Annotated in this window: 11 protein-coding genes; all 11 read right to left on the bottom strand. The window is 44.1% G+C overall.

Annotation, left to right across the window (positions count from 1 at the left end; all coding sequences use genetic code 11):
* Positions 1-258: 258 nt before the first annotated feature.
* Entirely contained in the window at positions 259-738 is a 480-nt protein-coding gene (rlmH, locus tag D4T97_RS19755) for a 23S rRNA (pseudouridine(1915)-N(3))-methyltransferase RlmH (RefSeq protein WP_126052503.1), read from the bottom strand.
* A gap of 114 nt (positions 739-852) precedes the next feature.
* The gene (locus D4T97_RS19750) at positions 853-1,011 is read right to left on the bottom strand and encodes a CxxH/CxxC protein (protein WP_126052502.1); all 159 of its coding nucleotides are present in this window, start codon (positions 1,009-1,011) and stop codon (positions 853-855) included.
* A 209-nt stretch (positions 1,012-1,220) separates the two neighbouring features.
* Complete coding sequence (locus D4T97_RS19745) at positions 1,221-2,435, bottom strand: S1C family serine protease (protein WP_126052501.1); 1,215 nt, start codon at positions 2,433-2,435, stop codon at positions 1,221-1,223.
* A 229-nt stretch (positions 2,436-2,664) separates the two neighbouring features.
* Positions 2,665-3,459, bottom strand: coding sequence for an MBL fold metallo-hydrolase (locus D4T97_RS19740; protein ID WP_126052500.1), 795 nt, complete (start codon positions 3,457-3,459; stop codon positions 2,665-2,667).
* 5 nt (positions 3,460-3,464) lie between these two features.
* The gene (locus D4T97_RS19735) at positions 3,465-4,271 is read right to left on the bottom strand and encodes a two-component system regulatory protein YycI (protein WP_164525659.1); all 807 of its coding nucleotides are present in this window, start codon (positions 4,269-4,271) and stop codon (positions 3,465-3,467) included.
* Positions 4,258-5,571: a YycH family regulatory protein gene (locus D4T97_RS19730; protein ID WP_164525658.1), complete on the bottom strand. Its 1,314-nt coding sequence runs from the start codon at positions 5,569-5,571 to the stop codon at positions 4,258-4,260. The genes D4T97_RS19735 and D4T97_RS19730 overlap by 14 nt, the downstream gene beginning before the upstream one ends.
* A complete protein-coding gene (walK, locus tag D4T97_RS19725) occupies positions 5,568-7,394 on the bottom strand; it encodes a cell wall metabolism sensor histidine kinase WalK (protein ID WP_126052497.1) in 1,827 nt (608 codons plus the stop codon). The genes D4T97_RS19730 and walK overlap by 4 nt, the downstream gene beginning before the upstream one ends.
* Before the next feature lie 6 nt (positions 7,395-7,400).
* Positions 7,401-8,126, bottom strand: coding sequence for a response regulator YycF (yycF, locus tag D4T97_RS19720; protein WP_126052505.1), 726 nt, complete (start codon positions 8,124-8,126; stop codon positions 7,401-7,403).
* 456 nt (positions 8,127-8,582) lie between these two features.
* On the bottom strand, positions 8,583-9,953 hold the full coding sequence (locus D4T97_RS19715) for a vWA domain-containing protein (protein WP_164525656.1): 1,371 nt from the start codon (positions 9,951-9,953) through the stop codon (positions 8,583-8,585).
* A 360-nt stretch (positions 9,954-10,313) separates the two neighbouring features.
* The gene (locus D4T97_RS19710) at positions 10,314-11,600 is read right to left on the bottom strand and encodes an adenylosuccinate synthase (protein WP_126052495.1); all 1,287 of its coding nucleotides are present in this window, start codon (positions 11,598-11,600) and stop codon (positions 10,314-10,316) included.
* Between the two features lie 374 nt (positions 11,601-11,974).
* The gene (gene dnaB, locus D4T97_RS19705) at positions 11,975-13,330 is read right to left on the bottom strand and encodes a replicative DNA helicase (protein WP_408021631.1); all 1,356 of its coding nucleotides are present in this window, start codon (positions 13,328-13,330) and stop codon (positions 11,975-11,977) included.
* Positions 13,331-13,458: the final 128 nt, after the last annotated feature.

The following is a 13,458-nucleotide window of genomic DNA, read 5'->3' as shown; positions in this document are numbered from 1 at the left end:
GAATACCGAGTTCAGACCTTGAAAGTTGCTTAAAAAAAAATATGTCTAACTTTTCGGGGTCACTTCATATTTCCCTGCCTTTTCAGTACTGAGATATTTCTGAAAAGCACTCCACATTGCATGTGGGTACTGATGCTATCTCCTTTAACCCCTACGTATGAATGATTTCATTCACTATCTTGGTATTAAGATATAATCGTAAAATAAACAGAGTAATTTTGATTACTTTTCCATACACATTTTAAAACAAAACCTCACTTACTTATGGTACGGTTCCCCCCGCAAAATACGGAAAGCCCGATACACCTGCTCCACCAGGATCAACCTCATCAACTGATGCGGGAAGGTCATTTTCGAGAAAGACAAAGCTTCATCCGCCCTTTTCATTACATCGTCACTCAACCCCAAAGAGCCACCAATAACGAAAACAACGCTGTTTTTACCAGATGCCGACAAGCGGCCCAGGTGCTCGGCGAATTGTTCGCTGCTCGCTTGTTTACCTTCGATAGCCAAGGCGATGACGTAGGCGTCAGGATGGATTTTTTCAAGGATTCGGTCGCCCTCTTTTTTCTTGATCTGTTGCATTTGGGTTTGGCTTAGGTTTTCTGGAGCTTTTTCATCGGGGAGTTCAAGAATTTTGATTTTTGTGTAGGCTGTAAGGCGTTTGAGGTATTCATCAATGCCTTGTTTCATATGTTTTTCTTTTATTTTTCCGACGGAAATGATAGTAATATTCATGTTGCGTTGTCCTTCCTTTTTAATTACACACATGTTACAAACACGTAACAAACAGTTTATCCACAGTACTTATCCACATATCCACATTGACCATCCACATTTGGTGTGGGAATATCAGTTCCCCACCATATATTCCGCTGCATTTTTACAAAATTCACAGGGTGTGGGTAACTCACTTGCTGTTTCCAGCTCCTCCAATATAGGAGCTGTTTCGTGTTCATCTACGATGATATCCAACGCCAATTCGACGTGCTCTTTGCAGCAATAGATCATGCTTTATCCTCTTTTCAATTAATTTACTTTTAGGTTTCTTCAAATTCACGGTTTCATCCCATGATAAACGAGTCCTACTCTAAATTACACAAATAGCGGTAAATCCACCGTGCGTTTTATCAAAAATTAAATCCCAAACTTATCCACATCCATTTTACCATAATCAATAAAGAAGCGGGAAAGCCGCCCCTGGCCTTCCCGCTTTCGATTTATAATCTTGTTTCGTCTGTCAAATGGACATCTGCCTCTTGCTTTTTGCCGCCTCTGTAATAGGTTACTTTCATCGAGTCGCCGACTTGCTTTTCATTGTACAAGTATTTCCGCAGTGCAATGACATCATCGACTTTTTCACCGTCAAGTGCGACAATAACATCCAGTTCTCTTAATCCAGCTTTTGCTGCCGGCGAGTTGGTAACTACTTTCTCAATCATAATTCCGCTCGTTACGTCATTTGGAAGTTTTAACGTCTGCTCCTGATGGTAGGCTGAGATTTCGGCGACATCGCGCAGCGTGACACCCATAGCCGGACGCTTCACTTCTCCGTATTTTTCAAGGTCTTCAATGATAGGAATGACATAATTGATCGGTATAGAAAAGCCGATTCCCTCAACAGCTGACTGGGCAATTTTCATCGAGTTGATGCCCACCACCTGGCCGGCAATATTAACTAAAGCCCCCCCGCTGTTTCCCGGGTTGATGGCCGCATCCGTTTGAATGACTTCCGCATTCCAGTCTGGAATGCCATCTTTATTGATATCCACCGGAACGGTCCGATTTACTCCGGAGACGATACCTTGCGTCACAGAACCGGAAAATTCCAATCCAAGAGGGTTTCCGATCGCCATGACAGGTTCTCCGATATGTAAAGAATCAGAGTCTCCAAATTCAGTTACATATCCCTTTCCAATATCTTTTGAATTGATTTCTACAACGGCCAGGTCAGTCCAAACATCGCTTCCCTGAAGAGTGCCCGAAACTTTTTTTCCATCAGAAAGAGTCACTTCCAACTGGGTGGCATCTTCTACAACGTGATGATTTGTTACGATGTAGGCCTTGTCCCCTTCTTTTTTATAAATAACGCCGGAACCGACTCCTACCGCTTGCTGGCCTTCCTGTCCGGTCGACCAGAAGTTGGCTGTCTGGATATTCGTGATGCCAACTACACCTTTACCGGCTTTGGCTACCGCTTTTGTCACATCCGTCGTCACTTCCAGCGAAACCTGCTGTTTTGTTGTCTCTCCCTCATTTTGCTGGATGACTGCGTTGTTCGGATTTTCATTCTTGCTGGTCCCTCCAAATACGGAAGGAAAAAGTATGGCAATAATCAATGCCCCAATAATACCACCAATCAGTCCGGTAAAGAATCCCCCTCTGCCGCCTCGTTTTTTAAAACGGTTCGGACTGTGATCATCGTATAATCCCACTGCTCACCATTCCTTTCATAAAACATCCATGAAGATAAGTTTCCCTTCTATATCATAATTATAATCTGCTTAGCGTGAAAGGACATAAAAAAGCCTCAAAGCGAATTTGGATGAGGGAGTTCCTCAGCCACCACCTACAGTAAAACATAAAAAAAGAAATGAAAACAAGCGGCCTTTTACCGTTTATCTCCATTTCTTTTTTCCTTTAAAACCTAATAATTAAACCTTTTTAAACAGCCGTCAGTTCCGTAGGTATGTACGGATCCGTATCAAAGAGATCGAACTGGGTTCCGATTTCAATTCCTCTTGTTGCAAGTGTCTGGGTCACACTCATCCGGGCCAAATCTTTCATATTGTTATCCCGGCTTAAATGTGCCAAATAAATCCGCTTTGTCCGGTCACCGATGACTTCGCTCATTGCAAGCGCGGCATCTTCATTCGAAACGTGTCCGACATCGCTCAATATTCTCCGTTTTATATTCCATGGGTATCTCCCCATTCTCAGCATCTCGGTGTCATGGTTGCTTTCAAAAATATAGACATCAGCATCTGCTATCTGCCCTTTCATTCGGTCACTGACATATCCCGTGTCAGTGACCACAACGAGCTTCTTTTCACCGCTCCTGAAAATATAAAACATCGGCTCTACCGCGTCATGCGATACGCCAAATGATTCGACGTCGAGACTGCCAAAGGATTTCACAGTTTCCATATCAAAAGTGAATTTTTGATCAACAGCAATCTCTCCGACAAGCCCGTCCATCGCCTTCCACGTGCGTTCATTCGCAAAAATGGGGAGCTTATACTTTCTTGCCATGACCCCAAGCCCTTTAATATGGTCGCTGTGTTCATGTGTAACGAAAATCCCATCAAGCTTGGCAGGATCCCGGTCGATCTTCTCCATCAATTCGCCCATCTTTTTGCAGCTCAGCCCTGCATCCACAAGAAAGGAGTGTTCCTTCGTCTCTATATAAAAAGCGTTTCCCGAGCTCCCGCTTGCAAGTACACTAAATTGCATCGACATTCATTTCACTCCATTACCGTTTTCCCGTTTCCCTTGCTCTCCTGGATAATCTGTCCTTCAAATGCATTCACAAGCATCGATTCTCTCTCTCCATCATGCTCAATCACCACATGCCATGTCGGTGTCAGCACCTGGGAAGCCTCCATATTGACAACCGTATAATAGCCCAGTTCAGCCCGGACAACCTTGCTGTCCGGCTTCATCAAACTATTCCGGTAAATGGCTTCCACAGCCCGTATCGCCGGCAATACTTCCTCTCTTTCACTAATGGGTTCGAACATTTCAAGCATCGTCTGTTCATACGAATGTATTTCCATGTTCTTGTCCACCTTAAACACAAGGTGGGCACTTCTATTTTTAAAAAGCAATTTTTCTTTATATGTTTGGTAAAAAGTGATTGTGCCGGCTTCTTTGTCATATTGTCCAAAGCTGTACCTGTCACCAAATAAAACGGCATGTTTTACAAATTGCTCAAGCTCTTGAATATTGATATTTTCTTCCACTTTGACTGGATGTCTCAATTCGGAGTAGATGATAGTTCCGTCTACGATAGTAGGGTCCTGGTCCTTCAGCTTTTCTACCTCTTTATCGGTGAACATTTTCGTATTGGCACTCATATATTGGTCCCTGACCGGATCTTTAGGAATGTTGCTGTAATCGATGCCTGCATTGTTCAAGTTTTCCTCCAAAGAGACATCGGTCTTGACTTCAAGCTTGTAATCCTTTTGTTTATTCATCAATTGAGTCAGAAGGAAAATGTCGAGGATTAAGAATGCGATAATAAAAATAGTCTTCAGCCTACCCCAATCCACGTAAATTCCCCCTAACATCCTCCATAACATAGCGCTCCCAGCTGCCGTCATAAAGATAGAACCAGGAAGGCTCCAGAACGATTACTTTATTGGTTTCCGGGTCCTTATATATCCTGTAACCAAGAATCAATTCTTGTAGCTTAGTAATGTCAATATTCGGGTCCGCCAGCAATGTATCCATCACTTCTTCCCCTGAAGGCATATTGATCTTTGCCGGATGAGGCAGCGGAACATCCAAGCCGAAATAAGGCCTGCGGTATTGATAGACCTCTTCCTTACCCCAATACAGCTTAATTTCGGACATTCCTTCACGGTTGAATACCGGATAGCCTTTCAAGAACAATTGAAAGGTCGTCTTCTGTGTCGATGGATCTATACTGAAATATTTGTAGTTATCCGTCCAGCCGGCATGCTCATTAATGAATTCGATACTTTTCTTCAGCAGATCCGGATCAACTTGATTGGTTTTTGCATCCGCTGCTTGGCTCGGATTCACATAGAAAATCGTATTGGTTGATTCATCCACATCCATACGACTTGTGCTATCCTTAAATTTTTCACCATTGTCATTCCTTACTAATAAAGGATCTTTGAACAGAGCATCACGGAACTTCTCCGGTTCGATGTAATCCGCATAATATTTATATTTGAACATAATGGTCTCTTTGGCAGGGAGATACTTCAACCTGCCGTCAGGAAGTTCATACGGTTCAAACTTATCAAATTGACTCTCTTGATTTTTCAATCGGTTAAAAAGAGCTTTGAGATGATCACTGTTGACATGGCTCTCATATACTTTTCCTTCTTTGCTGTCCAAGAAGTATGCTGTTCCATCCTCATGTTCGCGATCTTCCCACAAAATGAACAGCCGGTCGAACGATCCCTGCGGTAACTTTTCCGCTTCCAGCCTCAAAATTCCCTTATATAAATCAAATGGGACAAGGTCAGGAAATATGAGTTCAAGCGTTTTTTCATTCTGCGCCAAGCCCTTGATTTGGTCCCGTGAAAATATCCTTTCCTCACCCAGGTCGTAAAAAGTCCAGCCGCTGAGCTCTTGCAGCGTCTCATCCACTTTCTTTTCGTCCACTATGCCGTAGTGATTGCTGTTCATGTGAAGCAGAAGTTTGACCGGCCTGATGACATCGCCTATATCTTTCGGATCTGAGATGGAAACTTCATGCACATGCTTTTTATCATTAAATTCATATGTCGGCTGAAAGATCCACAAATTCCAGGTTAAGACACCGCTGGTAATGACTAGGAATACAAGCAGCACTGATTTAATTGTTTCGTATCTCACGACCAATCATCCTCTTGTTCCGGATCGTAAGGGAGCGTAAAAATAATTGTCGTTCCTTTTCCTTCCACGCTCCTCGCCCAAATGTCTCCCCCGTGGGCACCGATCATCTCTTTTGCAATAGCAAGTCCCAGACCTGTACCCCCAAGGCGTCTCGTACGGGCTTTATCCACTCTGTAAAAACGTTCAAACACCTTTTCCAAGTTTTCTTTTGGAATACCCAAGCCTTGGTCGCTGATGCTGATTTCAATCATGTCATCAAGCAATTTCAGCCTGAAGGTCACTTTGCCGCCTTCTGGAGAATATTTAAGTGCGTTGGATATGATATTGTCTATAACCTGTGTTAACTTGTCTTCATCAATTTGGACAAATACCGCCTTGTCCGGAAATACACGTTTGAAAATGATCTGGCGCTCTTTCGTCATTTCAAAGCGGTCAATAATATGGTTGAAAAATGTAACGAAGTCCACCCATGCCCTGTTAATTTCATAATCCTTGCTGTCCATTTTTGACAGTTTCAAGAGATCATTTACAAGTCGGATCATCCGCTCGGTTTCATTCTGTGTCACATTCAAGAAGCGCGGGGCCAGCTCTTTATCCTCGATCGCTCCGTCAGCGAGCGCCTCAAGATAGCTGCGCATCGTTGTCAGCGGTGTTCTGAGTTCGTGTGATACATTTGCAACAAACTCACGGCGTTCCGCTTCAATCTTTTCCTCTTCCGTTATGTCATGAAGAACGACGACCAGCCCATTGACAAAGCCTGTATCCCTTTGGATGACTGAAAAATTGGCCCGCAAAATAAAAGGCGAATCATCCGTGCTGTAATCCAGAATAATCGGCTCCTGCTGATCCAATAAATCTTCAAAACTGTATTGTTCATCAAGAAGCAGCAGGTCAGTAACCGGCTGGGAAATCATTGTTTCACGTGAAACATTCAGCATCTGGGAAGCCTGCTCATTGATTAGAATGACCCTTCCTTTTCGGTCGGTCGCAACGACGCCGTCCGTCATATTCGAAAGGACTGAGGAAAGCTTGCGGCGTTCCCCTTCCGTCATTGCCTGGGCTTCCTGCACTTTTCGTGTCAAGTGATTAAACGAGATGGCCAACTGGCCGATTTCGTCATCTCCGTATACGCGAACCTTTCTGGAAAAATTCCCCTTTGCCATCGCAACTGCCTGTCTCTTCATATCCGAGATCGGCCTAGTGATCGTTCTGGCCACCAGAATACCGAGCACCGCTGTAATAAACATGGCGATCAATGTAGCGGTGATGAAAATCTGATTGATTTCTTCCAATTGGTCAAAAACTGTTTCGATTTTGGCAACAAGGTAGATGGCACCTGCCACTTCCCCGTTTATTTTTATTGGCGTAGCCAAAATCCAAACGCGGTTCCCGGACGGTTTATCAACAAATATATTGTCTTCTTTTTTTCCTCCGGCCAAAATTCTTTTGACCATGACATCAGTTGTTTTTTGTCCGACAATACTCTGGTTGTTCCGCTCGGATGTCCCGATAAACAAGCTTCTATTATTAATGACGCGGACTTCCGAAATATCTTGAGCCGAAAAGTCCAATAGCAGCTTGCGCACTTCATCTTCCAGCGGCGGAATGCTTTCATCCGTCCGGTCCTTCATCATTTCCTCGCCCAGGCTGTATTCGAGCAAAGGCAGCCTGCCCTCAATGGACTGCTTGAAATTCTCAATTAACTGATCTTCCAGTTTATTTACGAAATAAACGCCAATGATTTGCATGGCGATTAAAATAAGCAACAAATAGATTGTAACGAACTTAACATGAATCGATCGAAAAAATCCTACTTTTTCCATATGGGCCTACTCCTGTTCAGGTACGCGTAAATAGTAGCCGACTCCTCTTCGTGTAACAATCCAAGTAGGATGGCTTGGATTATCTTCTATTTTTTCCCTAAGTCGCCGTACTGTTACATCCACGGTCCTGACATCCCCAAAGTAATCATAACCCCATACCGTCTGCAGCAGATGCTCGCGGGTCATCACTTGACCGCTGTGCTTTGCAAGGTAATGGAGAAGTTCAAATTCGCGGTGTGTCAGCTCAATGGTTTCTCCATTTTTAGACACCACATAGGCATTCGGATGAATAGTCAAAGATCCGATGGTGATTTCATCATTTTCATCTTCAGTCAGCTGATCGGCAATTTGCGCATGGCGACGAAGATTCGCTTTTACCCGGGCAATCAATTCCCTTGTGCTGAAAGGCTTCGTCACATAATCATCTGCCCCAAGCTCCAGCCCTAAGACTTTGTCGATCTCGGAATCCTTGGCAGTCAGCATAATGATCGGCATTTCGTACTTCTTGCGGATTTCCCGGCAAACTTCCATTCCATCCCGGTTTGGAAGCATGATATCAAGTAAAACCATATCAGGCTGCATCTCTTCGACAAGTTCCAGCGCTTCATCGCCATCGTAGGCACATTGTACCGTGAACCCCTCTTTCTTTAGGTTAAACTGCAGGATATCGGCGATCGGCTTCTCGTCATCAACAACTAAAATCTTCTTTTCCACAGCCCTTTCTCCTCCCATTTCCAAATAATCATCATATATGTTAATCAGGTTAGTTTTTTCTCTCTTAATCTAACTATCTTATCATAAAAAAAGAGACTGGTCCAAAGGGGCTCAAAGCCCGCAAGGACCAATCTAATCTGGAAAAACAATACAGTTTTTACTATCCCATAAATAATAATAACCGGTGCAGCTCGACATGGCCCGAGGGCTTTGGTTAATTTGGCTTAGACCCCATTCAGAGACTAAAACGCACTTTTTTTTGATTCTACAATAGTAAAAAAAGCACTGCGAGAGTCTATGTCGTCGCAATGCTTTTTGATGGGTTATATAATAAATAGAATGTTATCATATAGGATTTTCTTGTGCAACAATAGTCGACACCATTTTATATGGAATTAAACCTATTTCTTGATAATGTCACATAATGTTTACAATTTAAATGCCTAGACTGTTTAAGCTATTCTATGCGTGTCTTTATTGTTTATGATAATATTCCTGCCATTTGTTATTGCCTTCGTGGTAAATTTCCTGCCAGACCTTGTTTCCGCCTTCATAGGCATCTTGCCAAGCTGCCGTACTTGTTTTATATCCATAATTCCATGCCATTTGCTGCCGGTCATAGAGCAAACTCCAAACTTTGCTTGTAATGTCGTAGTCTTCTTGAATCCCTTCCTTTGAGAGTGCTATCTGAAGGGCTTCAGCATGCTTGAATTCAAGATCGGATTTTTTCATGACAGCTTGGCCTAGACTATCCGCTTTTTTCAGCAGTTCCTGCTGCTTGGCTTGCACTTCTTTCAAACCTTCATTTCTCCAATTCTCCCAAGCGTCCATCAGGCGCTGGTACTCTTCCTTCCAATATTTCTCTACATCCTGTTTGGAATTGGCCAGTGTGAACTCCCCATTGCCTGCTTTAGCCACTTCCTGTAAAAGCTGTTGGGCTTCATTATCCACCTGGAAGCCGATGATGTTAATGATAGGTTCAATTCCTTCTGCAGCCAGTTTCTGGGCTTCTTTTACCGGATCTCCTTCGCAAGTTTCAATCCCGTCACTAACCACATATACAATGGCTGATCCTGCATCTTCAGGTATATCGTTCCGGGTTTCCGCAATCGCTTTTCCTATCGGTGTCCAGCCAGCAGGCTGTACCTGATCAAGCGCCGCTTTTACCTTCCCGGCTTCGTTTGCACCGTTATAAAGCGTTTCGGTGGAAGCGCAGGAACGCTCTTTATCTGCATCACTGCCCGTTCCTTCGTGACCATACACACGTAGAGAAACCGTGCTGTCCTTTGGCAGGACATCTATGAAACTCATGATGGCACTCTTGGCCTCTTCCATTCTGGTGCCGCCTTTATTTTGGGCATTCATGCTTCCGCTCGCATCCAGCAAAATGGCATAATGAACACCATTTACAGTCGGTTCTTCAATCTCTTCATCCGGACGGCTGCCGGTGGATTCAATTGTCGGATCAAATTTTATTAATTCCTGAACATCCTCATGATAATCCTCTGCCGTCAATTTCAGTATCGCATCCGCATATTGTTCCGCCGTTAAATTATCCGGAAGCTCCTTGAGCTTTTCAATAGCCGCCTGCTCATCGTATTGATCTCCGCTGAATTCACCGGGCTTTTTCATTAGATCTTTCTCATCCTCGGTCAACTCCCTGGGCAGATCGGCCGGTTCATACACCTCGTGCTCTCTTTCCCACCAGGCTTCTTTTTGTGGCTCCTTGGCAGCATCCGCTTCAACCGACTTTTCGGGTTCCGGCTCCTTTTTTGCTTCTTGCGTTTTGCCGCAGCCCCCTGCAATAAGACTGGAAGCCAGTATAATAAATAGGAATCTTTTCACCATCTTCTTCCTTTCCGTTGAAGTCTTAAGCTTATTCTAACTTTGAATTTTAGAAAGGAATAGCTGAACTGAGAGGAACCATTCTTTTTTACTAAAAAAGACTCTATTTGAGTTAGGAGAAAAGTCGGCATCCATAGGACTTAATAAACATCGCAGTCGTTGGGACGGCAATCAAAGGGGTTATCGCCTATTGTTTCAGATGTTTATTATTCATTGCACGAGATACGAAATTTCAACTTCGAAACTAAAAAGAAAAGGCATAGAGTCCGCAAACTCTATGCCTTTTCGTAAAATTTTGGGAGTGACGGCACCTTACCGTCCAGTCTGAACGTCGTTAAACGGCGCCCCCCGCTTTTCTTGTTATCGCCAAACACTCTTCACTACGTTTGTCTGTGAACGGTCCGGTCCCACTGAGAAGATGGACAGTAGGGCACCTGTCAATTGAGATACACGCGCAAGATAATGACGTGCATTGGCAGGCAGTTCATCCAGCATTTTGCAAGCTGTGATGTCTTCCGTCCAGCCCGGAAGTTCCTCGTAAACAGGCTTGCAATCTTTAAGGATGTTCAAGTTGGCCGGATATTCATTGATCAACGTGCCCTTATAGTCATAAGCTGTACAGATTTTCAACGTTTCAATTCCCGTTAATACGTCGATGGAGTTCAATGAAAGATCTGTCAGACCGCTGACTCTGCGTGCATGGCGCACAACGACGCTGTCGAACCAGCCGACGCGGCGTGGACGTCCTGTTGTCGTACCGTATTCACGGCCGACCTCACGGATTTGGTCACCAATGGTATCTTTCAATTCTGTCGGGAACGGGCCGTCTCCCACACGGGAAGTATAAGCTTTACAGACGCCGACAACATGATCAATTTTTGTTGGTCCTACACCGGAGCCGATCGTTACTCCACCGGCAACCGGGTTAGAAGATGTAACGAATGGATAAGTGCCCTGGTCGATATCAAGCATGACACCTTGTGCGCCTTCGAAAAGCACACGTTTACCTTCATCAAGCGCATCATTCAATACGACGGATGTATCACATACGTAATCTTTCAACTGCTTTCCGTATTCGTAATACTCGTCCAGGATATCTTCGAGTTTGAAACCTTCTGTTTCGTAAAAACGCATCAACAGGCGGTTTTTCTCATCAAGGTTACGTGTAAGCTTCTCTTCAAAAACTTCACGGTCCAAGAGGTCGGCGATCCGGATGCCGATACGGGCGGCTTTATCCATATATGCTGGTCCAATCCCTTTTTTAGTCGTGCCAATTTTATTTGCACCCTTGCGCTCCTCTTCGACCTCATCAATTTTAATATGATATGGCAGGATGACATGGGCCCTGTTGCTGATTCGTAAATTGTCCGTTGAAACTGAATGCCCATGCAAATACTCAAGCTCTTGAACGAGCGCTTTCGGGTCAACAACCATTCCGTTGCCAATCACACTGATCTTATCTTTATAAAAAATTCCCGATGGAATTAAATGCAGTTTATATGTAACATTGTTAAATTGAATCGTATGGCCGGCATTGTTTCCCCCTTGATAACGGGCAATCACTTCTGCGTTCTCAGATAAAAAGTCCGTAATCTTGCCTTTTCCTTCATCTCCCCATTGTGTCCCCACAACTACTACTGATGACATGCAAAAAGCACCTCCGACGGTTCAAGTTGAACCCTGATTTCGAACATATTCATTTTACCAGTGGTTAAACGTATGCCAAGCCAAGAGCGAACGTTATTAGTGGAATCACTTGTCTTTGTTCGCCTTCTGAAACACCTTTTCGTTTCTTTCATATTATAACCTATAATGTGGTATGTTTAACAGAATTCTTGCCATTAATCACTTTTTAGCTCTCATGGAAGAATGTCCTGCCAATCCCCCTTCTTCATTGGGTAAGCCGGCACAAAACGATGGTAGGAAAAACTTCAATCTATCTTGCCCACTTTAACGCGTTAATTGACCGGGGGTCAGACCCCAAAAACAAAAAAGCACCTCCGCAATAGAGGTGCAATAATTTATGCTCCTGGAGGAGCGTCAGCATCATCGAATCTTCTTTCCAGATTGACGAATTTGTTATATTCTTTTACAAAAGCAAGCTGCACCGTTCCCGTAGGGCCGTTACGCTGTTTGGCAATAATGATCTCGATAATATTTTTATTTTCCGTTTCCTTGTCATAATAGTCATCACGGTACAGGAACGCAACAATGTCAGCATCCTGCTCAATAGATCCGGATTCCCGGATGTCGGACATCATCGGCCGTTTATCCTGTCGCTGCTCGACTCCCCTTGAAAGCTGTGACAAGGCGATGACCGGAACTTCCAATTCACGTGCGAGTGCTTTGAGTGAACGGGAGATTTCCGATACTTCCTGCTGGCGGTTCTCTTTAGAAGAACGGCCGCTTCCTTGAATCAACTGCAAGTAATCGATCAAAATCATCCCAAGTCCGCTTTCCTGCTTCAGTCTTCGACATTTTGAACGGATTTCACTTACTCGGATCCCCGGCGTATCATCGATATAAATTCCCGAATTCGATAAGCTCCCCATGGCCATGGTCAGTTTCCGCCAGTCCTCATCTGTAAGGGAACCGGTTCTCAAATTTTGGGCATCGATATTGCCTTCCGCACAGAGCATCCTCATGACAAGCTGCTCTGCACCCATCTCCAAGCTGAAGATCGCCACATTTTCATCCGTTTTTGTAGCGACATTTTGGGAGATGTTCAGGGCAAAAGCTGTTTTACCAACAGATGGCCTAGCCGCGACAATGATCAGGTCATTACGCTGGAAACCGGCCGTCATCCGGTCCAATTCCGTAAAGCCTGTTGCAATCCCCGTCACTTCACCTTTTTGGGTATGAAGCATTTCAATATTGTCATATGCGCGGACAAGGACATCCTTTATATTATGAAAGGCGCCCGAATTTTTGCGCTGAGCGACTTCCATGATATTTTTTTCAGCCTCATCAAGCAGCGCATCCACTTCGTCTTCGCGTGTGTAACCCTCAGTAGCAATATCCGTTGCCGTTCTGATCAAACGGCGAAGTAAGGCCTTTTCTTCTACAATTCTGGCATAATAGCCAATATTCGCTGCCGTCGGAACTGATACGGAAAGCTCACTCAAATAAGAGATTCCGCCCACATCCTCAAGCAGCTTGGAGGCGGCCAGTTGTTCCGTGACAGTTACCAAATCAACCGCATGTCCTGTTTCATTTAAATGGATCATGACTTCAAATATTTTCTGATGAGCGCTGCGGTAAAAATCTTCCGGCAACAGGATCTCAGATGCCAAAATGATAGCCGCAGGATCAAGAAAAATCGCACCGATTACCGCCTGTTCAGCTTCTATATTTTGCGGCGGCGTACGGTCAATCATCAACTCATTCAATGTACAGGTCACCTCCCTTTGATCTAAAACTTCTTTTATCCATAAAAAATGTGACCGGCAGAAACCAGATCACATTTTTATCGTTTATTCTATTCTATCATGAATCATTCAATAGA

Origin of the sequence: Siminovitchia acidinfaciens (genome assembly GCF_003605385.1) — a bacterium.
Lineage (GTDB): Bacteria > Bacillota > Bacilli > Bacillales > Bacillaceae_C > Siminovitchia > Siminovitchia acidinfaciens.
This window is presented reverse-complemented; position numbering and strand designations above follow the sequence as displayed.